Origin of the sequence: Hoeflea sp. BAL378, from assembly GCF_000759435.1 — a bacterium.
Classification (GTDB): domain Bacteria; phylum Pseudomonadota; class Alphaproteobacteria; order Rhizobiales; family Rhizobiaceae; genus Hoeflea.
In genome coordinates, this window is sequence record NZ_JRJG01000050.1 from 23,728 (window position 1) to 45,656 (window position 21,929).

Consider the following 21,929-nt stretch of genomic DNA (forward strand, 5'->3'; position numbering starts at 1 on the left):
AGAAAAGCATGAAGACCCACTCAGACAACGAAACTGTCGACCGCTCCCGCCTCAAGCTGCTTGGCGTGCTGGCTGCGGCAGGCGCATCCGGTGGCTGTAACGCCACGGAACACGGCCGGACAATCGTGGGCGATCATGTCGCGCGGACAGTCGAGGCGAAAAATCCGTTCTCGACCCTTCGTGGCGTCCAGTCGAAGCCCCTGCCGAGGACAGAGCCCGCAGGCGGTGAAGGCGGCGGCGGGGGCGGAGGTTCGCATTAAGCGTCATGTCCATGGATCGCCGAACCTTCCTTGCGGCAGCGGGCGCCCTGGCGGCGGCGCCGCTGACCGGGTGCGCCACACAGGAGGCGCCCGGACAGGCCATGGCGGCGCGCACCGTCGCGCCGCTCAAGCCGCTGAGCGCCACTTCGGTGTATGTGCCGGGATACATGCCGAACAAGGCGCAATCCGGCGGGGTGCCGCTCAAGGAGAACCGTTATTTCGCCCGCAACATCTCGGATCCGGAGCGGCCGTTCCGGCTCTTGACCCGGATCGGGATGGATGGCGAGGTCCGGCAGGCGCTGCTGCCCGCCGCCGCGCATGATGTCGAGATCTCCCCCGATGGTTCGGTGGGCGTGATGTGCGGGTTCGAGGCGACCGACCAGGTTGCCTTCGATCCCGTCACTCTCGATCTCGCCGCTGTCGCGCCGTCCTTTTCCAAGGGCTGGCGCGGCGGCGGCCATGCCGCTTATCTCGCCACGGGGAAGACCGTGCTGCTGTCGGAGCGCGCGCCCCATGAAGGCCTGAGCAATAGCAGGCTGGAGGCGCATCACGGACGCATTACCATCCGCGACACCGATACCTTGAAGATCCGCGGCAGCTATTCCACCCATGGCATCGACCCGCACGACATCCGGCTGATCGAGGACGACCGCTATCTGGTCATCGCCAATTACGGGTCCCTGCCGAACGCCAGTTCCGGCAAGCTGGATGTCCCGCGCCATGTGCACGAGGCCTGCGTCACCATCCTCGACATGAATGACGGCAAGCTCGTCGACAAGCGCGTCACCGATCGCCGCCGCACGGAGCTCAGGCACCTGGCGGCCGGCAAGCTCGACCGGATCTTTGCCATCCAGGCGCGGCTCGGCAGCGAGGCCGATCTGGCGCGCGAACTCGAGCCTGACCGCGAGGCCCAGGACGAGGACATCACCTCCGAGCCCGGCATGTCCTACATGTCGGCGGCAACGCTGAAAATGGCGAGGGGGCGAGCGCCGCGCAGCATGGGAAGCCGCGGCGACATCGCCGAGATGCGCCACGGCCTGTCGATCCGCTATGACGCGCGCCACGACCAGGCCATCGCCAGCTATCCGAGCGCGCACCGGGTGATGGTGTTCGACGGGGCCTCGGGCGCGGTGCTGCAGTCCATCGACACGCGCAAGATGGGCCTTCGCTTTCCCTGCGGCATCACGCTCCTGCCCGACGGGGTGCATTATGCCGTGACCGGGTACTGGGAGAATCTGTTCGTGTTCGAACGCGGCAGCCACCGGCTCAACCGCGAGGCGTGCCTCTATCCGACCTTCTTCGGCCACAGCCACATCACCGCCGCCTGAGCGTCGTGCCTGCCCAGCGAGCGGAAACATTTCCTGCCACATGATTGTGCAAAGGCCTGTCGAGGCCTGTTGCCAAGGACCTCGGCGCGTTTTATCATTTGGTCAAAAATAAGACGGGTTCAGTTCACATCATCGTCCAACAGGAGCGTCAGCCATGACCAAGACGACTACAGCCGGCCGCCTCACTCTTCTCAGCCGTCGCCAGGTGCTGGCCGGAACGGCCGCGGCTGCGGCAGCCCTTTCCATGCCCGGCTTTCTCACCCGCGCCCGCGCCGAAGGGCCGGTGAAGGTGGCCGCGATCTACACCGTGCCGGTGGAGCAGCAATGGGTGAGCCGCATCCACAAGGCGGCCAATGCGGCGGTCGAACGCGGCGACATCGAGTATGTCTTCTCCGAAAACACCTCCAACAACGACTATGAGCGCGTCATGCGCGAATATGCCGAGGCCGGGCACGACCTGATCGTCGGCGAGGTCTTCGGCGTCGAGGACGCCGCCCGGATGGTGGCAGCGGACTATCCGGAAACCGCCTTCCTGATGGGCTCGAGCTTCCTGCCCAAGGACGACGCGCCGAACTTCGCGGTGTTCGACAACTATATCCAGGACGCGTCCTACCTGTCCGGAATCATCGCCGGCGCGATGACGAAGTCCAAGAACATCGGCATGGTCGGCGGGTTCCCGATCCCCGAGGTCAACCGGCTGATGCATGCCTTCATGGCGGGCGTCAAGGAAACCGCGCCGGACGCCAAGTTCCAGGTGGCCTTCATCGGCTCCTGGTTCGATCCGCCGAAGGCCAAGGAGACCGCCTTCGCCCAGATCGACGGCGGCGCCGACATTCTCTATGCCGAGCGCTTTGGCGTGTCCGACGCCGCCAAGGAGAAGGGCGTGCTGGCGATCGGCAACGTGATCGACACCCAGGCCGATTATCCCGACACCGTGGTGGCCTCGGCGCTGTGGCATTTCGAGCCGACGCTCGATCACGCCATCGAGATGGTCAAGGCCGGCACCTTCAAGGCCGAGAACTACGGCGTCTATTCCTTCATGAAGGAGGGCGGCTCTTCGCTCGCGCCGCTCGGAACCTTCGAAGGCAAGGTCCCCGAAGAGGCGCTCAAGCTGGTCGCCGAACGCGAGGCGGCGATCAAGGACGGCTCCTTCATGGTCGAGATCAACGACGAAGAACCCAAGTCCAACTGATGGACGATGCTCAGCGCCCGGAGGCGGAGATCGTTCTCCGCCTCTCGGGTATCACCAAACGGTTTGGACCGCTGGTCGCCAATGACGCGATCTCGCTCACGCTCCGGCGCGGCGAGGTCGTGGCGCTGCTCGGCGAAAATGGCGCCGGCAAGACGACGCTGATGAACATCCTGTTCGGCCACTACACCGCCGACGAAGGAGGGATCGAGGCTTTCGGCGCGCCCCTGCGGCCCGGAGACCCGAATGCCGCGCTGGCGGCGGGCATCGGCATGGTGCACCAGCACTTCACCCTGGCCGACCAGATGACCGTGCTCGAAAACATCGTGCTCGGCACCCGCCCGCTCTGGTCGTTCAACCTCGGCAAGGCCGCCGCGCGCAAAAGGATCCGCAAGCTCGCGGCCGACTACGGGCTCGAGGTCGAGCCCGACCGGATGATCACCGAGCTGTCGGTGGGCGAGCGGCAGCGTGTCGAAATTCTCAAGGCGCTCTACCGCGAGGCGCGCATCCTGATCCTCGACGAACCCACCGCGGTGCTGACGCCGATGGAGACGCAGGCGCTGTTCGCCACGCTCAAGAAGCTGGTGGCGGCGGGATTGTCGGTGATCTTCATCTCGCACAAGCTCGGCGAAGTGCAGTCGGTCTCCGATCGCGTCGTCGTGCTGCGCGGCGGCAAGCTTGCCGGCGAGCGCACAACGTCGGAGGCGACGCGGCGGGAACTGGCGGAACTGATGGTGGGCGGGCAGTTGCCGGTCAACGAGATCGGGCCGCCGAGCCCCGGCGCCATCCTGTTCGAGCTCAGGGGCGTTTCCACCCGCAGCACCGGTGGCGCCGCGCTCAGGCAGGTGTCGATCGGGTTGCGCGGCGGCGAAATCACCGGTCTCGCCGGCATCTCCGGCAATGGCCAGGCGGCGCTGGCGGCGCTGATCGCGGGTACGGTCGAGGCTTCCCAGGGCGATATCATCGTGCATGGCGAGACGATCGCGCACTGGTCGCCGCGCGCGGCGCTGGACAAGGGGCTGGGCCGCATCCCCGAGGACCGGCACGCCACCGGCATGATCGGCGACATGAGCGTGGCCGAGAACGTGATTTCGGAAGCCTATCGCAGTCCGCGGTTTTCCCGGTTCGGGTTCCTGGACTGGAAGGCCGCCGCGTCTTTCGCAGCCGACATCATCAAGGCCTATGACGTCAAATGCCCGTCGCCCGAAGCGCGCGTGCGGCTACTGTCGGGCGGCAACATGCAGAAGCTGATCCTCGGCCGGGCGCTCGACGGCGGCCCGGACATCATTCTCGCCAGCCAGCCGACGCGAGGCCTCGATGTCGGCGCGGTGGCCTATGTGCATGCGCGGCTGATCGAGGCGCGCGACCGGGGCGCCGCCGTGCTGCTGATCTCGGAGGATCTCGACGAGATCCAGACGCTCTCCGACCGGATAGTCGTGATCCACCGCGGGCACCTGTCCAGGCCCTCGGCGCGCGGCGAACTCAGCGTCATGGAACTGGGCGAACTGTTGGCGGGTCACGGCCACGACGAAGGGGCACATCATGTGGCTTGAGCCGAGAGCCTCGACCTCCGGAGCAGCCACGATCCTGTGGCCGGCTGGCGCGATCCTGGCGACGGTCGTGTTCTCCTCGGTTCTCGTGATGATCGCCGGGGCCTCGCCGCTCACGGTGTTCTGGCTGGTGGCCAAGGGGGCGGCGGGATCGCAGTTCGCGTTGCTCGAGACGCTGACCCGGGCCACGCCGCTGATCTTCACCGGGCTCGCGGTAGCGGTCGCCTTCCGGGCGCGGCTGTGGAACATCGGCGCGGAGGCGCAGCTCTATCTCGGCGCGGTGATGACGGTGGTGCTGGGCACCGGCGCGGTCACGCTTCCCTCGGCGGGGCTGATCCCGCTGATCATGCTTGCGGCCATGCTCACCGGCGCACTCGCCCTGCTCGGACCTGCCATCCTCAAGACACGGTTCGGCGTCGATGAGGTGGTCACCACGCTTCTCCTGAATTTCATCGTCCTGCTGTTCGTCTCGATGCTGCTCGAAGGCCCGCTCAAGGATCCGACGGGCCTAGGCTGGCCGCAATCCAAACGGGTGATCGCGGAGGCGCAACTGCCGCGGCTGATCAAGGGCAAGCGGCTGCATTTCGGCTTCGTGCTGGCCATTGTCTCGGCCGTCATCGTCTGGGTGATCATGAAGAAGACCGTGCTCGGCTACGAAATGCGCGCGGTCGGGCACAATGCGGAGGCCGCGCGGTTCGCGGGCATTCCGGTCAACCGGGTGATCGCCAAGACGGCGCTGTTGTCGGGTGGCCTCGCCGCGCTGGCGGGTTTCTCCGAAGTCGCCGGCCTCAAGGGCAACCTGACGCTCGACCTGTCGCCGGGCTACGGCTACACCGGAATCGTCGTCGCCATGCTCGCCATGCTCAATCCGCTCGGCGTCATCGCTGCGGCGATCTTCGTCGCCGGCATCTTTGTCGGCGCCGACGCCATGAGCCGGAGCGCCAATGTGCCGAGCTACATCGCAGAGGTGATGGTGGCGACCTCGCTTCTGACCATGGTCGCGGCGATCATGCTGATGCGCTACCGCGTGCGCTGGAGATGACCCGATGACCGAGGCTTTCGAGATCCTGTTCACCGCCAGCTTCTGGGTCGCCGCCATCCGCATCGCCTCGCCGCTGATCTTCGCCACGATGGGCGAGCTGATCTGCGAGCGCGCCGGCGTGCTCAATCTCGGCATCGAGGGCATCATGGTGGCCGGCGCATTCTCCGGCTGGTTCACGGTCTACATGGGCGGGGATCTCTGGACCGGGGTGCTGGTGGCGGCAATGACCGGGGCGCTGTTCGGGCTGCTGCACGGTTTTCTCACGGTGCCGCTGGGCCTGTCGCAGCATGTGACCGGCATCGGCATCACGCTGCTCGCCTCGAGCCTCACCTATTTCACCTACCGCATCCTGCTGCCGGAGGTGACCTCGCCGCCGAAGATCGAGCCGTTCCAGCCCTTCGCGGTTCCTGTTCTGTCGGACATTCCGGTGCTGGGGCCGGCGCTGTTCAACCAGACGCCGCTCACCTATCTCGCCTATCTCACGGTGGCGGCCGTCGCCTTCATGCTCTACCGCACCCCGGTGGGCGTGGCGGTGCGGGCGGTGGGCGAAAATCCCTCGGCGGTGGAGGCGCAGGGCATTTCGGTGACAGCGGTCAGGATCGGCGCGGTGATGGCGGGCTCGGCGCTGATGGCGATCGGCGGCGCGTTCCTGACCATGTCCGCCTTCAATTCGTTCTTCTTCGAGATGATCAACGGTCGCGGCTGGATCGCCATCGCGCTGGTGGTGTTCGGCTCCTGGCGGCCTGGTAAGGCCTTGATCGGGGCCATCCTGTTTGCCGCCTTCGACGCCTACCAGGTGCGGCTGCAGCAGATCACCGGCGGCGTCATCCCCTACCAGATCTTCCTGATGATGCCCTTCGTGCTGTCGATCGTGGCGCTGGTCGTCGTCGCAAGGCGCGCGACCTATCCGAAGGCGCTGATGATCCCCTACCAGAAAGGCGAAAGATGAGTTTCGACATCCTGCTCAAGGGCGGCGTGCTGCCTGACGGAACGCGCGCCGACATCGGCATCACCGGCGACCGGATCGCGGCGATCGCGCCCGGCATCGAGGCGGAAGCCGGAGAGACCATCAATGTCGCGGGCAACCTGGTCTCGCCGCCCTTTGTCGACCCGCATTTCCACATGGACGCGACGCTGTCCTATGGCCTGCCGCGGATCAACGCCTCGGGCACGCTGCTCGAAGGCATCGGCCTGTGGGGCGAGCTCAAGCCGCTGTTGACGCATGAGGCGGTGAAGAGCCGTGCGCTTGCCTATTGCGACTGGGCCGCGTCGATGGGGCTGCTCGCGATCCGCACCCATGTCGATGTCTGCGACGACCGGCTGCTCGCCGTCGAGGCGCTCATCGAGGTCCGGCAGGAGATCTCGCACTACATCGACCTGCAGCTTGTGGCGTTCCCGCAGGACGGGCTCTACCGCTCGCCCAAGGCCCTGGAAAACACCATCAGGGCGCTCGATCTCGGCGTCGATGTGGTCGGCGGCATCCCGCATTTCGAACGCACCATGGCGGACGGCCGCGCCTCGGTCACGGAACTGTGCGAAATGGCGGCCCGGCGGGGCCTGATGGTCGACATGCATTGCGACGAGACTGACGATCCGCTGTCGCGGCACATCGAGCAACTGGCCTACGAGACCCAGCGGCTCGGGCTGCAGGGCCGGGTGGCCGGATCGCACCTGACCTCGATGCATTCGATGGACAATTACTACGTCTCCAAGCTGCTGCCGCTGATGGCGGAAGCGGAGGTTGCGGCGATCCCCAATCCGCTGATCAACATCACGCTGCAGGGACGGCACGACACCTATCCCAAGCGGCGCGGCATGACCCGGGTGCCGGAAATGCTCAGCCACGGCATCCGCGTCGGCTTCGGCCAGGATTGCGTGCTCGATCCCTGGTATTCGCTCGGCACCGCCGACATGCTGGACGTGGCCTTCATGGGGCTGCATGTGGCGCAGATGACCAGTCCCGCCGCCATGCGCCGCTGCTACGACATGGTCACCACGGAAAGCGCCGCCATCATGGGGCTAGAGGGCTACGGTCTCGAGGTCGGCAAGCGGGCGGACCTGGTGGTGCTCGACGCAGGCGACCCGGTGGAGGCGATCCGACTCCGGGCCACGCGGCTCCTGGTGATGGCGCGGGGCAGGGTGATCGCCCGCCTGGAGCGCTCACCGATGCGGCTTGCCATTCCCGGACGAGAAGGCGAGATCGACCGGCGTTTTACGGTTCCCGCACGGGAGTGAGGCAGACCGGGACATCCGGAAGCCGGCGGGATTAACATTTGTGAAAGCGCACTGGTCTAAAGTCCGGGGGTATAGTTCTGCGTAAAAGGTGCTCCCCGTATGGCCGCTGCAAAGCGCCGATTGTTTCAAGCGTTCAAGATTTCCCGGAAGCTCGCGCTTCTCTCGGGCGGATTCCTGCTTGTGCTCGGGGCCTCAGGAACGGCCGCGCTGGTGTTCGCGCCGGCCATGTCCGGCTCCGAAAGCGAAGCCGGCGGGCATTGCAAGACACTCTATCAATCCGAGTTCCGACGCGGCGAGGAAAAGCGCCTCATCGCCGTGATCTCCACCGATGACCGGGAGCCGCTCGCCCGTGTCCGGACCGGGGTGCGGATCGCCCGGCATCTGGCCGAGACGCTGCGTCCGGATCTCGTGATCGTCCAGGTCGCCGATCATCACGGGCCGACCCTGCGCGCGGAGCTTCGGGGTCAGGCGATCGGCGCGGAAATCGTCCATGCGCCCAATCCGGGCAAAACCATGGCGACCACCAAACCCTGGGAAGCGCGTTACGTCGACACGGTCGCCACGGACACCGGCTATTATTTCGGACCCCGCGTCGACATGCGCCTGGTGGAGCTTGAAACCGTCAATCACGAGATCGAACTGGTCGAGGGATGCGACGGCGATGTGGTTGCCGAAGACCCGCAGACGGTGTCGGCCGGCGGCCACGGGGAACCGGCGGCCAGCGGGCATGCAGAGCCCCCCGCTGGCGGCCACGACAAGCCTGCCGCCGGGCACGACGCAGCCCCCAGCCACTGAGCCAGTTTAACCTGGACGGGAAAGCGCCTAGTCAGCCTTGGCCTTGCGTGCCGGGAAGAGAATGACATCGCGAATTGACGGCGCATTGGTCAGCAGCATGATCAGCCGGTCGACGCCGATGCCGAGCCCGCCCGCCGGCGGCATGCCCTGATCGATGGCGTCCAGGAACTCCTCGTCGAGCTGCTTTTCCATCTCGCCGCGGGCGTGGGCCTGCTCGAGCTGCTCGACCATCCGCTTGCGCTGCTCTTCGGGATCGTTGAGCTCGGAGAAGGCGTTGCCCAGTTCCCAGGCGTTGCAATAGGTCTCGAACCGCTCGACCAACCGCGGCTCGCCCGGCACTTCCTTGGCGAAGGGCGAGATGTCCTTGGGGAAATGCGTCACATGCGCCGGCTGGATCAGCGTGGCCTCGACCTTTTCCTCGAAGATGAAGGCCAGGCATTCGCCCCAGGTCCAGTCGTCCTCGATCTCGAAGCCGGCGGCGCGGGTGGCGGCGCGGGCTTCCTCGTCGGTGGCGATCGCGCGGAAGTCGATGCCGGTCGCCTCCTTGACGGCGTCGGGCATCGGCACCCGCCGGAACGGACCCTTGAACGACAGTTGCTTGTCGCCATAGGCGAATTCGGTGGTGCCGTGGATGGTCATGGCCAGCTTCTCGAACATCCGCTCGACCAGATCCATGATGTCTTCGTAGTCGGCGTAGGCCCAGTAGCATTCCATCATGGTGAATTCGGGATTGTGCCGCGTCGACACGCCCTCGTTGCGGAAATTGCGGTTGATCTCGAACACCTTGTCGGTGAGCCCCGAGACCAGCGTCCGCTTGAGGTAAAGCTCCGGCGCGATGCGCAGGTACATGTCGAGCTTGAGCGTGTTGTGGTGGGTCTTGAACGGCTCCGCCGTGGCGCCGCCATAGACCGAGTGCAGCATCGGCGTCTCGATTTCCATGAAGCCGTCATCTTCCATGAAGCGGCGGATGCCGGAGACGATCTTCGAGCGCTGCTGGAAGCGGAGCTTGGAATCCTCGTTGGTCATGATGTCGAGATGGCGCTTGCGGTAGCGCAACTCGATATCCGTGAGCCCGTGCCACTTTTCCGGCATCGGCAGCAGTGCCTTGGTGAGCATGGTGATCTCATGGGCGTTGACGGTCAGTTCGCCGCGCTTGGTGCGGCGGACTTCGCCGGTGACGCCGATGATGTCGCCGAGGTCGATCAGCGGCAGCAGCGTGCGCGCCTCTTCCGGTGTCGTGTCCTTGTGGCTGAAGATCTGCACCTTGCCTGAGGCGTCGTGGATGTCCATGAACATGCCGGAATTGCGCGACGAATAGACCCGTCCGGCGACGGTGACGATGTCGCCGGTCAAGGTGTCGGGCTCGATGTCGGCGTATTTTTCCGCCAGTTCCGCATTGGTCAGCGTGCGGTGGAAATGCGCCGGATAGACCTCGGCCACCGTTTCCCGGAGTTTTGCGAGCTTCTGGGCGCGGACTTCGGTGACATCGGACGACAGGCCGGGTTCGATCGTGGTGTCGGTCATGGGATTACCCGTTGTTTGCTTTGGCTGCGTCCACGCCCGCCTTGACGGCGGCTTCGGCCTGCTTGAGGCGCTGGCGGACGACGGAGCGGCCGAGAATGGCCATGGAATCGAAGAGCGGCAGCGATCGCGACGAGCCCGACACCGCGATGAACAGCGGCGCGAGCAGGTTGCGCAGCTTGATCTCGGTGCGCTCGGAGATGGCGCGCAGCTCCGCCTCGATGCTCTCGGCGGTCCATTCGAAAATGGTCTCGAGATCCGGCTGGACGACCTGCAGGATCTGCAGCACGTCCTCGAGCGAGACCTTCTTGATGCCCGCGAAATCCGCAGCCGTCAGGCCCAGGTCGCCCTTGAGCAGGAAGCCGGTGAGATCGGGCAGGTCGGAGAGCTTGGTGATGCGCGACTGCGCCAGCTTCATGCCTTCGCCGAAGCGGTTGTTCTCCTGCGCCCAGGCGAGGACGCGGGAAACGAACTCGGTTTCGGAAACGCCTTCGCGCAGCCAGCGGCCGTTGAGCCAGTCCAGCTTCTGCAGATCGAAGATCGCGCCGGCCTTGGACAGGTTCTCCGGATCGAACTTGGCCGCGAGCTGATCCATGGTCAGCATTTCCTCGCCCTCCTCGATCTGGATGAAGAACAGGCCGAGGAAGTTCATCAGTGCTTCGGGCAGGTAGCCCAGCGCCGCGTAGTAGGAAATCGAGGTCGGGTTCTTGCGCTTGGACAGTTTCGACTTGTCGGCGTTGCGCATCAGCGACAGATGCATGAACACCGGCGGCTCGAGGCCGAGATACTGGTAGATCAGGATGTGCTTGGGGACCGAGGACAGCCATTCCTCGCCGCGGGCCACATGGGTGATCTTCATCAGGTGGTCGTCGACCACATTGGCCATGTGATAGGTCGGCATGCCGTCGGCCTTGAGCAGCACCTGCATGTCGATCGCGTCCCAGGGAATGTCGACCTCGCCATAGACGCCGTCGACGAACTTGCAGGAGCCTTCGGTCGGGATCTTCATCCGCACCACCGACGGTTCGCCCGCCTGCATGCGGCTCGTGACTTCCTCGGCCGTGAGCGTCAGGCAGCGGCCGTCATATTTCGGCGGCTTGCCGGCGGCGCGCTGGGCGGCGCGCATCTCATCGAGCCGCTCGGGCGTGCAGAAGCAGCGGAAGCCGTGGCCGTTCTCGATGATCTTCTCGACATAGGGAAGATAGATGTCCTTGCGCTCGGACTGGCGGTAGGGACCGTAGGGGCCGCCGATGTCGGGGCCTTCGGACCAGGTCAGGCCGCACCATTTGAGCGCGTCGAGAACCTTCTGCTCGAACTCCGGCGTGGAACGGGTGGCGTCGGTGTCCTCGATCCTGAGGATGAATTCGCCGCCGTTTTTTTGCGCGAAAAGATAGTTGAACAGCGCGATGTAGGCGGTGCCCACATGCGGCTCGCCGGTCGGAGACGGTGCGATGCGCACCCGCGTTGCAGTGTTGGCCATCTTGACTTCGCCCGCTTTCAGGTCCTGTTGAATGGTGCGCGCGGCGGCTTTTGCCGGCGGCGATCGGCCCGCTGGGGACGCTGCGGCCAGGCAAGGCGCGGCGGTGAACGGCAGGCGCTGCCTTAGGCCATATTGCGCCCGTTGCGTCAAGTATAGGGGCCTGCGGAAGGCCGGGCGGCCGGGTGCGCTTTCGCCGCACACCTGTCATCCGGATTCCGCCGGATTTCTGATTTACGTACCTCAAACATTCGTCTAGAAAGCGGGGCAGGAGGACATGATGCGGCCCACCGTGCATGACATTGCTGCAGAAGCCGGCGTCAGTCTGGCGACCGTCGACCGGGTGCTCAACCGCCGGCCGGGGGTGCGGCGTCAGACCGTCGAGAAGGTCGAGAATGCGGTGAACCGGCTCGGCTATGTGCGCGATGTCACGGCCGCCAACCTCGCCCGCAGACGGATCTATCCGCTGGTCTTCGTCATCCCCGCAGGCCCCAACAGCTTCATGCGCGTGCTCGAGGCGGAGATCGCCTCCGCGATGGGGCGCTCTCCGGTCGAGCGGACCTCGATCCGGATTGAAACCGTGCCGCCGTTCGATTCGGGCGCGCTCGTCCGGGTGCTGGACGCTCTCGACCCGAAGGCCGTCTCCGGGGTGGCGCTGGTCGCCACCGACACGCCGGACGTGCGAGCCGCGGTCGACCGGCTGATGGATCAGGGCGTGCAGGTGGCGACGCTTGTGTCGGACCTGCCGGGATCCCGGCGGGTGCATTTCTGCGGCATCGACAACATCGCCGCCGGCCGCACGGCGGGCAACCTCGTCGGACGGTTCTGCGCCGGGCGGCGCGGCAGGGTGCTGGTGGTGGCCGGCTCGATGCGGGTGTCCGACCACATGGACCGGGCCTCGGGCTTCGCCGCGGTGCTGGAAGCGGACTTTCCGGATCTGGACATCGTCGGACCCGTGGAAACCAATGATGACGCCGATACGGTCGCGCAGGCGGTGGCGGCAGCGCTTGACGCGGATCCGGGCATCATTGCCATCTACAATCTCGGCGCCGGCAATCGCGGGCTGATCGAGGCGATCCGCGCGCGCAGGCAGCGCAAGCTCGCCGTCGTCGCCCACGAGGTGACCGATCATTCGCGCCAGGCGCTGGCGGAGGGCGTGTTCGACGCCGTCATCAATCAGGATTGCGGTCACGAGGTGCGCAGCGCGATCCGCGTGCTCAAGGCCCATGCCGACGGCCTGGCTCCGCTGAGTGACCAGGAGCGGATCCGCATCGATATTTTCCTCAAGGACAATTTGCCATGACCGCCGTCGGGGAACCCACTCGGTTTTTGCTTGAAAGGACTTTTTGCCATGTATCTCGGGCTTGATCTCGGAACCTCTTCGCTCAAGGCGCTGCTGATCGATGACAGCCAGCGGATCCTCGGATCGGCGAGCGCGCCGTTGACCGTGGAGCGGCTGCATCCGGGATGGTCGGAGCAGGATCCCGATAGCTGGATAACCGCCACGCGGGCGGCCTTGGCGGAGCTCGCAAAGACCCATGCGGCGGAGCTCGCCAGGGTGCGTGGCATCGGCCTGTCGGGCCACATGCACGGCGCCACGACGATCGACCGGACCGGCAAGGTGATCCGTCCCTGCATCCTGTGGAACGACACCCGCAGTTACAAGGAGGCGGCCGAGCTCGACGCCGATCCGCAGTTCCGGCGGCTGACCGGCAACATCGTCTTCCCCGGCTTCACCGCGCCGAAGCTGAAATGGATGGCGGCGCACGAGCCCGAGGCCTTCGCGCGGGTGGCGAAAGTGCTGCTGCCCAAGGATTATCTCAGGCTCTGGCTCACGGGCGAGGCGATCTCGGAGATGTCGGATTCGGCCGGCACCTCCTGGCTCGATGTCGGCAAGCGCGCCTGGGACGACGGCCTGCTCGCGGCCACCGGGCTCGATCGCAGCCAGATGCCGTCGCTGGTCGAGGGCACCGAGCGCGCCGGCGCGCTGCGCGCCGATGTGGCCTCCGACCTGGGCCTGCCCGCGGGCATTCCCGTCGCCGGCGGCGCGGGCGACAATGCGGCGTCCGCCTGTGGCATGGGGACGGTCGGCGACAACCATGCCTTCGCCTCGCTCGGCACGTCGGGCGTGCTGTTTGCCGCCAACAACCGCTACCTGCCCAATCCCGACAGCGCCGTGCATGCCTTCTGCCACGCGCTGCCGGGGACCTGGCACCAGATGGGGGTGATCCTGTCGGCGACCGATTCGCTCAACTGGCTGTCGGGCGTGACCTCGACCAAGCCCGCGGTGCTGACCTCCGAGCTCGGCGAGACGCTTCAGGCGCCGGGATCGGTGATGTTCCTGCCCTATCTGTCCGGCGAACGCACCCCGCACAACGACGCCGCCATCCGCGGCGCGTTCGCCGGGCTCGGGCATGAATCGGATCGGGCGGCCCTGACCCGCGCCGTGGTCGAAGGCGTGAGCTTCGCCTTCCGCGACAGTCTCGAGGCGCTCGCCCAGGCGGGAACCGCGCTCACGCGGGTGACCGCCATCGGCGGCGGCTCGCGCTCGATCTACTGGCTCGAGGCGCTGGCCACGGTCCTGAACCTGCCGGTCGACCTTCCCGAGGGCGGCGATTTCGGCGCGGCGTTCGGCGCGGCCCGGCTCGCGCTGATCGCCGCGGAGAACGCCGACCCGCTGTCGGTCTGCACGCAGCCGGCGACCGAATCCACCATTCTTCCCAATCGCGATCTCGCTCCGGCCTTCGACGAGGCCTACCGGCACTATCGCGCCCTCTATCCCGCAATCAAAGGAGCCATGTCATGAGTACTGGATTTTTCGGAGACGTCAGCAAGATCAAATACGAGGGCCCGGACAGCACCAATCCGCTCGCCTTCCGCCATTACAATGCCGACGAGATGGTCATGGGCAAGCGGATGGAGGACCATCTGCGCTTCGCCGTCGCCTACTGGCATTCGTTTGCCTGGGAGGGCGGCGACCCGTTCGGCGGGCGCACCTTCGAGCGTCCCTGGTTCCCCGCCGACACGATGGCGCTGGCCAAGCTCAAGGCCGACGTGGCCTTCGAGATGTTCTCGGCCCTGGGCGCTCCGTTCTACTGCTTCCATGACGCCGATGTGCGTCCGGAAGGGGACAATTTCGCGGAGAACACGCGAAACCTCGAGGAAATCGTCGACTATTTCGCCCGCAAGCAGGAAACCACCGGCGTCAAGCTGCTGTGGGGCACGGCCAATCTGTTCTCCAACCGGCGCTACATGTCGGGGGCGGCGACCAATCCGGACCCGGACGTATTCGCCTTCGCCGCGGCGACGGTGAAGACCTGCATCGACGCCACGCACAAGCTCGGCGGCGCCAATTACGTGCTGTGGGGCGGGCGCGAAGGCTACGAGACGCTGCTCAACACCGATCTCAAGCGCGAGGACAACCAGCTCGGCCGGTTCCTCAACCTCGTCGTCGAGTACAAGCACAAGATCGGCTTCAAGGGCACGATCCTGATCGAGCCCAAGCCGCAGGAGCCGACCAAGCACCAGTACGACTACGACGTCGCCACGGTCTACGGCTTCCTCAAGCGGCACGGGCTCGAGAACGAGGTCAAGGTGAACATCGAGCAGGGCCACGCGATCCTCGCCGGCCATTCCTTCGAGCACGAGCTGGAACTGGCCCAGGCGCTCGGCATCTTCGGCTCCATCGACATGAACCGCAACGACTACCAGTCGGGCTGGGATACAGACCAGTTCCCCAACAACGTGCCTGAGATGACGCTCGCCTACTACGCCATCCTCAAGGGCGGCGGGTTTAAGACCGGTGGCACCAATTTCGACGCCAAGCTGCGCCGCCAGTCGCTCGATCCGGAAGACCTGCTCTATGCCCATATCGGCGGCATGGACACCTGCGCCCGGGCGCTGAAGGCCGCGGCGAAGATGGTCGAGGACGGCGTGCTGACGCGCTTCGTCGAGAAGCGCTATGCCGGATGGGACACGCCCGAGGCAAAGAAGATGCTCGACGGCTCGCACAGCCTGTCGGATATCGCCGACTATGTCGCCAATGCCGATGTCAATCCGCAGCCGAAATCCGGCCGCCAGGAATATCTGGAAAACATCGTCAACCGCTACGTCTGACGGCGATCCTGCGCGTGCGGCGGCCCCTTGCCGGGGCCGCCGCGGCCGCCCGCGCCGTGTTTTGTTTGCACGCCGGTGCCGGGTGGCGTAAATCAGGCCTCCAATCTGAAGCCCATTCCGGAAGGAAGCCCCGCCATGCAATTTGCCCGCCTGAACGGTGTCGTCATCCATCACCAGGTGATCGGCGCCGCCCCCGACCGGCCGACCATCGTGTTCTCCAATTCGCTGGGCACGGATTATCGCATCTGGCGCGACGTGATCGTCCGGCTGGCCGGCGATTTCGGGATCATCGCCTATGACAAGCGCGGCCACGGCCTGTCGGAGGCAGGCGAAGGCGCGATCACCATGGACGATCATGTCAATGATCTCGCAGCCCTGCTCGATCATTTCCAGGCCAAGGACGTCATCGTCTGCGGCCTGTCGGTGGGCGGCATGATCGCCCAGGGGCTGGCCGCGTCGCGGCCCGAACTGGTGCGGGCGCTGATCCTGTGCGACACAGGCCACAAGATCGGCACGCGGGAAATGTGGGACGCGCGGATCGCCGCGATCACGGAGCAGGGGATCGCCGCGATCTCCGACGCGATCCTCGAACGCTGGTTCACCAAGGCCTACCGCAGCGCCGACAACGCCGAATTCACCGGCTACCGACTGATGCTCGAGCGGACCCCGGTGCAGGGCTATGTCGGCACCTGCGCGGCGATCCGCGATGCCGATTTCACCCGGTCGAGCGCGGCGCTGACCGTTCCCGTCCTGTGCGTGGTGGGGTCCGAGGACGGCTCGACGCCGCCGCAGCTCGTGGGCGAACTGGCCCGGCTCATCCCCGGCGCGATGTATCAGGAAATCCCCGGCGCCGCGCATCTTCCCTGCATCGAGAAGCCCGTGGAACTGACCGAGATCATCAAGGCCTTTGTAGACCGGTTGCCCGCCGCCTGACGAAGGCGCGGACCGCCCGAAACGACACACCGGATACTGGAATGGACACGCAATGACCGCCGACACCTCCCCGCAGAAGCTCGCTCACCGGTTTCCCGAGGATTTCCTGTTCGGGGTGGCGACTGCCGCCTATCAGATCGAAGGCGCTGCGACCGCGGACGGCCGCAAGCCCTCGATCTGGGATGCGTTCTCCCACATGCCGGGACGGGTCAAGGGCGGGGACACCGGCGATGTCGCCTGCGACCACTACAACCGCCTCGAGGCCGATCTCGACCTGATGGCCGGGCTCGGCGTCGATGCCTACCGGTTTTCCATCGCCTGGCCGCGCATCCTGCCCGACGGCACCGGCGCGATCAACGACAAGGGCTTCGACTTCTACGACCGGTTGCTCGACGGGCTCAAGGCGCGCGGCATCAAGGCCTTCGCGACGCTTTACCACTGGGACCTGCCGCTGGCGCTGATGGGCCGTGGTGGCTGGACCGACCGGGAGACGGCCTCGGCCTTTGCGCAGTATGCGGGCGCGGTGACGCGGCGGCTGGGGGACCGGCTCGACACGATCGTCACTTTCAACGAGCCCTGGTGTTCGGTCTATCTGGGCCATCTGATGGGCGTGCATGCCCCCGGCGAACGGTCCATGGAAGCGGCGATGGCGGCGCTGCATGTCACCAACCTCGCCCATGGCCTCGGCGTGCAGGCGATCCGGGCGGAGCGGGCGCATTTGCCGACCGGCATCGTTCTCAATGCCATGAGCGTGATGGCCGCAAGCGACAGCGATGCCGACCGCAAAGCCGCGCAACGGGCGAATGACTTCCACAACGGCGTGTATTTCGGCCCGCTGTTCGAGGGCGTCTACCCGGCTTCCGTGCTCGAGGGATGCCCGGATCTGGCGGGCCATATCCGGGAGGGCGACCTCGACACGATCCGCCAGCCGCTCGATTTCTGGGGGCTGAACTATTACACGCCGATGCGGGTCCGCGACGATCCGGCGTCGGCCTTTCCGCATGTCGCGACCGCGCCGGCGGTCAAGCCGGAGAAGACCGATATCGGGTGGGAAATCGAGCCCGCCGGGCTGTCCCACATCGTCAAGGATCTCTACGGCCGCTACACGCTGCCGGAATTCTACATCACCGAGAACGGCGCCGCCGACAACACCGACGTCGAGAACGGCGCGGTCAGCGACACGATGCGGCTCGACTACCTCTCGACCCACCTGTCCGTCGCCGCCGACCTGATTGCGGAGAACTATCCGCTGAAGGGCTATTTCGCCTGGAGCCTGATGGACAATTACGAATGGGCCGAGGGCTATTCGATGCGCTTCGGCATCGTCCATGTCGATTATCAAAGCCAGGTCCGCACCATCAAGCAGTCCGGCTACTGGTACCGCGACCTGATGGCCGCCCACGACGGCGGCTGATCTGGTTTCGCCGGGTTCGGCTGGAACCAGCGTCGCGGTCGTTCGTTGTGGCGCAGACAACCACCCGGAGCCCTCGCCATGGATCAAGCCGTCATCCCTTTTGACTGGGCGCGCATGCTGCTGGGCGATCCGCCGCCGGCATTCCTGTTGGAAATCTTGTTCCGCACGGTGCTGATCTACATCTACACCTTCGGCCTGATCCGGTGGATCGGCGGCCGCAGCATCTCGCAACTGTCGCTGGTCGAGTTCCTGCTGGTGATCGCGCTGGGATCGGCGGTGGGCGATTCGCTGTTCTATCCGGACGTGCCGCTATTGCATGCCATGCTGGTGATCACCATCATCGTGTTCATCAACAAGGGCCTCGACTACCTGATCCTGTGGTCTGACAAGGCGCAGAAGACGATCGACGGGGTCCCGAACTGGGTCGTGCATGCAGGGAGGCTCAACCCCGACCAGACGGCAGACCGCGGCATCGGCAAGGCCGAGGTGATGGCGCTGCTCCGGATCGAGGGTATCAGCAATCTCGGCGAGGTCGAGGATGCTTTCCTTGAAGCCAATGGCGACCTTAGCGTGTTCCGCGCCAGACAGCCAATTGCCGGAATGCCGATCGTGCCTCCGCACGAAATCTGTCCGCCGCCGCGCTTCGAGCCAGATTCGAAGGAGGCGAAAAATGCCTCTCTGCTCTGTTGCTACGACTGCGGCACGCTCCGTTCGCACACAGAGACGGCCTGCCTGCATTGCAAAGGCGAAATCTGGACAGACGCGAAAATGCCCGACAGCAACCTGGCCTGATGACGTGAGCCACCGGCTGAGCTCGATCAGCGCACCACGAATCCGTGGGCGAAGGGATCTTCCTCGTCGTCGATGGTGATGGTGTTCAGGCCGGTTTCCACCGCCCAGCCGGCGACGGAGGGAATGATCGCCGGTCTGCCCCCAACTTCCGCCGCAGCCTCGACGCGGCCATGAAACAGCGAGCCGATGATGCTTTCGTGGACGAAATCATCGCCGGGCTTGAGCTTGCCCTTCGCGGCCCATTGCGCCATCCGGGCAGACGTCCCGGTGCCGCAGGGCGAGCGGTCGATCGCCTTGTCGCCATAGAACACAGCGTTGCGGGCAATCGCCTCGGGGCGGGTCGGCGCTCCGGTCCACAGGATGTGGCTCAGCCCGCGGATGTCGGGTTTTTCCGGATGGACGAAGTCGTGCTCGGCGTTGAGGCGCTCCCTGAGCGCCGGGCTCATGCGCACCAGGTCCGCGGCGGAAAAATCCCTGATGTCGGCGAAATTCTCCTGGGCGTCGACGATGGCGTAGAAGTTGCCGCCATAGGCGACGTCGACGGTCAGCTCGCCCAGGCCCTCGCACCAGGTGTTGATCCCCGTCGAGTGCAGGAAGGCGGGCACATTGGTGAGCCGCACTTCGGTGACCTTGCGGCCTTTCTGCTGATAGCGTGCGACGATGCGGCCGGCGGGCGTGTCGATCGCCAGAACGCCCGGTTCGCGCGGGCTCACCAGCCCGTTCTCGATCGCCATCGTCACCGTGCCGATGGTGCCGTGGCCGCACATCGGCAGGCAGCCGGAGGTCTCGATGAACAGGAAGGCGATATCGCAGTCCTCACGCGTCGGCGGATACAGAATGGCGCCCGACATCATGTCGTGGCCGCGCGGCTCGAACATCAGCCCGGTCCGGATCCAGTCGTAGTCGCGCAGGAAATGCGCCCGGCGCTCGAGCATGGTGTCGCCCACGAGCTGCGGGCCGCCACCGGTGACGACGCGGACCGGATTGCCGCAGGTGTGGCCGTCGATGCAGAAGAAACGATTGCGCGCCATGGCTTTGCTCTTTGTGCGAGGTTTCAGAAACGGTCGGGCCGGCAGGCCGCGATGTCGATGGCGGGATGCCTGCCGCCGACAAGATCGGCGACCAGCCGTCCCATGGCCGCGGACTGGGTCAGGCCGAGATGGCCGTTGCCGAAGGCCAGCAGCACGGACGGATCTTCCGGCAGGGCGCCGATGACGGGCAGGCTGTCTGGCATCGACGGCCGGAATCCCATCCATTCGACGCCGTCCGAGGTTTTCAGCCCCGGCAGGAAGTCGGCCGCCTTGGCGAGCATGGATTTCGAGCGCGTGTAATTCGGCGGCAGGTCGAGCCCGCCGAGTTCCACCGCGCCGCCGACGCGCAGGCCGGTCTCGAGCGGGGTGACCACGAAGCCGTGATTGCCGAAGATCAGTTGCCGCTTGAGATCGAAGGCGCCCGGCGGCAGCGTGGTGTTGTAGCCGCGCTCGGTCTCGAGCGGGATGTGCAGCCGGGTCAGGGGACCGATCAGCCGCGCCGACCAGGCGCCGGCGCAAACGACGATGCGGTCGGCCTGCCGGGACGTTCCGTCGGCCATCCTTGCGGCAGGGCCCTTTTCGGACCGGTCCAATGACCGGACTTCGGCCTTCTCGAACACCGCGCCATGGCGCTCCGCATGGGTCCAGATCGCCCGCGCGAAGTGCTGCGGCTCGGACACCGTCTTCCATCCCGGCACGAAGGTGCCGGCGACGAAACGGGGCGAAAGGCCGGGCTGCAGCTCGGCCAGCCGTCCGCCGCGGACATGCTCGAAGCCGATGCCCGCCCGCTCGCGCTGGGTCCAGCCGGTGGCGGTGGCATTGAACTCGGCTTCGCTTTCATAGAGCTCGAGCGAACCGTCATGGCGCACCATCGCGCCGATGCCGGCGCGGTCGACCAGCGCCATCATCTCGGTCTCGGCGAGCCGCATCAGCGCTGTCTGCGCGGCAATCGAGGTTCGCAGGCGGCCGGGCTGGCTCGCCTTCCAGAATTGCCACAGCCAGGGCGTGAGCCGCGGCAGATAGGAGGGACGGATCGACAGCGGTCCCAGCGGATCGAGCAGCCACCGGGGCGCCTTGAGCAGGATCTTCGGCGAGGCCAGCGGCATGATGTCGGAGAAGGCCAGCGCCGCCGCGTTGCCCTTGCTGGTCTCCTCGGCGATGCCGCTGCGGTCGATCACGGTGACGGCATGGCCCTGCTCGGATAGAAGCGCCGCCGTGGCGATGCCGACGATTCCGGCGCCGATGATGACAACGCGCTTTGCGGCCTCGCTCATGCGGTCTCCGTCTCGGCGCGCGCCTTCGCGCGTTCGGCCAGCATCTGCCGGTGGCGCATGCGGAAGCGTTCGCGGTCTTCCTCGCTGCGGCTGTCGTGGCAGTGCGGACAGGAGACGCCTTCCTCGAACAGCGCCGAGGCCTGCTCTTCGGGCGTCACCGGGTTGCGGCAGGCGCGGCAGAGGATCTCGTCGCTCTCGCGCAGGCCGTGGGTGACCGCGACGCGCTCGTCGAAGACGAAGCAGGAGCCCTGCCACAGGCTTTTCTCTTCGGGCACCTCTTCAAGATATTTCAGGATGCCGCCCTTGAGGTGATAGACCTTCTCGTAGCCCTTCGCCCGCATGAAGGCGGTGGCCTTCTCGCAGCGGATGCCGCCGGTGCAGAACATCGCGATCGGCCTGGTCCTGTCCTCGAGGCCCGCTTTCTCGACCCAGCCCGGAAATTCCCGGAAAGTGCCCGTCTCCGGGTTGATCGCGCCCTTGAACGTGCCGATGCCCACTTCATAGTCGTTGCGGGTGTCGATGAGGATGGTCTCGGGATCCGATATCAGCTCGTTCCAGTCGCGCGGATCGACATAGGCGCCGACACCCTCGAGCGGGTCGATGTCGGGGACGCCCATGGTGACGATCTCCTTTTTCAGGCGCACCTTCATGCGCCTGAACGGCATCTTGTGGGCGCTGCTTTCCTTGTGCTCCAGAGCCTGAAGGCCGGGGATCGCGCGCAGATGCGCCAGCACCGCGTCGATCGCCGTGCGCGATCCGGCGATGGTGCCGTTGACGCCCTCGCGCGCGAGCAGCAAGGTGCCCTTCACGCCCATCTGGTCGCAGAGGCTGGCGAGCGGAGCCTGCAGGGCCGCGTGGTCCTCGAGCCGGGCGAAATGATAGAGCGCGGCCACGACGACCGGCTGGTTGGGTGCGGGAGCTTGTGGATGTGACTTCATCATCGCGGAATAGCGCGTCTCCGGGATTCAGGCA

At 65.9% G+C, this 21,929-nt stretch carries 19 protein-coding genes; 14 read left to right on the plus strand and 5 right to left on the minus strand.

All coding sequences use genetic code 11. The features are described 5' to 3' along the window. Positions 1-8: 8 nt before the first annotated feature. The 8 genes from LL06_RS27295 to LL06_RS12985 all read left to right on the plus strand — a co-directional run bounded on the left by LL06_RS27295 (position 9) and on the right by LL06_RS12985 (position 8,399). Complete coding sequence (locus tag LL06_RS27295; RefSeq protein WP_152599596.1) at positions 9-260, plus strand: hypothetical protein; 252 nt, start codon at positions 9-11, stop codon at positions 258-260. Between the two features lie 101 nt (positions 261-361). Beyond that, on the plus strand, positions 362-1,588 hold the full coding sequence (locus tag LL06_RS12955; protein WP_210165721.1) for a DUF1513 domain-containing protein: 1,227 nt from the start codon (positions 362-364) through the stop codon (positions 1,586-1,588). Between the two features lie 154 nt (positions 1,589-1,742). Continuing rightward, positions 1,743-2,780 (plus strand): BMP family protein, encoded by a 1,038-nt coding sequence (locus LL06_RS12960; protein WP_035527314.1) that lies wholly within the window; start codon positions 1,743-1,745, stop codon positions 2,778-2,780. Next, positions 2,780-4,330 (plus strand): ABC transporter ATP-binding protein, encoded by a 1,551-nt coding sequence (locus tag LL06_RS12965; protein ID WP_035527316.1) that lies wholly within the window; start codon positions 2,780-2,782, stop codon positions 4,328-4,330. Before LL06_RS12960 ends, LL06_RS12965 begins: the two co-directional genes overlap by 1 nt. Beyond that, entirely contained in the window at positions 4,320-5,369 is a 1,050-nt protein-coding gene (locus tag LL06_RS12970) for an ABC transporter permease (protein WP_035527319.1), read from the plus strand. Before LL06_RS12965 ends, LL06_RS12970 begins: the two co-directional genes overlap by 11 nt. Positions 5,370-5,373: 4 nt before the next feature. Next, positions 5,374-6,318, plus strand: coding sequence for an ABC transporter permease (locus LL06_RS12975; protein ID WP_035527322.1), 945 nt, complete (start codon positions 5,374-5,376; stop codon positions 6,316-6,318). After that, the gene (locus tag LL06_RS12980) at positions 6,315-7,604 is read left to right on the plus strand and encodes an amidohydrolase family protein (protein ID WP_035527325.1); all 1,290 of its coding nucleotides are present in this window, start codon (positions 6,315-6,317) and stop codon (positions 7,602-7,604) included. Before LL06_RS12975 ends, LL06_RS12980 begins: the two co-directional genes overlap by 4 nt. Before the next feature lie 99 nt (positions 7,605-7,703). Continuing rightward, a complete protein-coding gene (locus tag LL06_RS12985; protein ID WP_152599597.1) occupies positions 7,704-8,399 on the plus strand; it encodes a hypothetical protein in 696 nt (231 codons plus the stop codon). Positions 8,400-8,426: 27 nt separating this feature from the next. Here the strand turns inward: LL06_RS12985 and lysS are convergent, their stop codons facing one another. Next, the gene (lysS, locus tag LL06_RS12990; protein ID WP_035527331.1) at positions 8,427-9,923 is read right to left on the minus strand and encodes a lysine--tRNA ligase; all 1,497 of its coding nucleotides are present in this window, start codon (positions 9,921-9,923) and stop codon (positions 8,427-8,429) included. A 4-nt stretch (positions 9,924-9,927) separates the two neighbouring features. Next, complete coding sequence (gene gltX / locus LL06_RS12995; RefSeq protein ID WP_035527334.1) at positions 9,928-11,400, minus strand: glutamate--tRNA ligase; 1,473 nt, start codon at positions 11,398-11,400, stop codon at positions 9,928-9,930. A 277-nt stretch (positions 11,401-11,677) separates the two neighbouring features. Between gltX and LL06_RS13000 the strand changes: the two genes are divergently transcribed. The 6 genes from LL06_RS13000 to LL06_RS13025 all read left to right on the plus strand — a co-directional run bounded on the left by LL06_RS13000 (position 11,678) and on the right by LL06_RS13025 (position 18,652). Beyond that, positions 11,678-12,700: a LacI family DNA-binding transcriptional regulator gene (locus LL06_RS13000; RefSeq protein WP_035527445.1), complete on the plus strand. Its 1,023-nt coding sequence runs from the start codon at positions 11,678-11,680 to the stop codon at positions 12,698-12,700. Between the two features lie 48 nt (positions 12,701-12,748). Beyond that, on the plus strand, positions 12,749-14,203 hold the full coding sequence (gene xylB, locus LL06_RS13005) for a xylulokinase (protein WP_035527336.1): 1,455 nt from the start codon (positions 12,749-12,751) through the stop codon (positions 14,201-14,203). Beyond that, positions 14,200-15,513: a xylose isomerase gene (gene xylA, locus LL06_RS13010; RefSeq protein ID WP_035527339.1), complete on the plus strand. Its 1,314-nt coding sequence runs from the start codon at positions 14,200-14,202 to the stop codon at positions 15,511-15,513. The genes xylB and xylA overlap by 4 nt, the downstream gene beginning before the upstream one ends. Positions 15,514-15,648: 135 nt before the next feature. Next, the gene (gene pcaD / locus LL06_RS13015) at positions 15,649-16,446 is read left to right on the plus strand and encodes a 3-oxoadipate enol-lactonase (protein ID WP_035527342.1); all 798 of its coding nucleotides are present in this window, start codon (positions 15,649-15,651) and stop codon (positions 16,444-16,446) included. A gap of 52 nt (positions 16,447-16,498) precedes the next feature. Next, the gene (locus LL06_RS13020; protein ID WP_035527345.1) at positions 16,499-17,860 is read left to right on the plus strand and encodes a GH1 family beta-glucosidase; all 1,362 of its coding nucleotides are present in this window, start codon (positions 16,499-16,501) and stop codon (positions 17,858-17,860) included. Between the two features lie 78 nt (positions 17,861-17,938). Next, entirely contained in the window at positions 17,939-18,652 is a 714-nt protein-coding gene (locus LL06_RS13025) for a YetF domain-containing protein (RefSeq protein ID WP_052161529.1), read from the plus strand. A gap of 26 nt (positions 18,653-18,678) precedes the next feature. Here LL06_RS13025 and LL06_RS13030 read toward each other — a convergent pair whose 3' ends face one another. The 3 genes from LL06_RS13030 to LL06_RS13040 are packed head-to-tail and all read right to left on the minus strand — an operon-like array spanning position 18,679 to position 21,898. Next, complete coding sequence (locus LL06_RS13030; RefSeq protein ID WP_035527348.1) at positions 18,679-19,683, minus strand: 4-hydroxyproline epimerase; 1,005 nt, start codon at positions 19,681-19,683, stop codon at positions 18,679-18,681. A 23-nt stretch (positions 19,684-19,706) separates the two neighbouring features. Beyond that, positions 19,707-20,957 carry an FAD-dependent oxidoreductase gene (locus LL06_RS13035; protein ID WP_035527351.1) on the minus strand — a complete coding sequence of 417 codons (1,251 nt, stop codon included), beginning with the start codon at positions 20,955-20,957 and terminating at the stop codon, positions 19,707-19,709. Beyond that, positions 20,954-21,898 carry a rhodanese-related sulfurtransferase gene (locus LL06_RS13040; RefSeq protein WP_035527353.1) on the minus strand — a complete coding sequence of 315 codons (945 nt, stop codon included), beginning with the start codon at positions 21,896-21,898 and terminating at the stop codon, positions 20,954-20,956. The genes LL06_RS13035 and LL06_RS13040 overlap by 4 nt, the downstream gene beginning before the upstream one ends. Between the last annotated feature and the right edge of the window lie 31 nt (positions 21,899-21,929).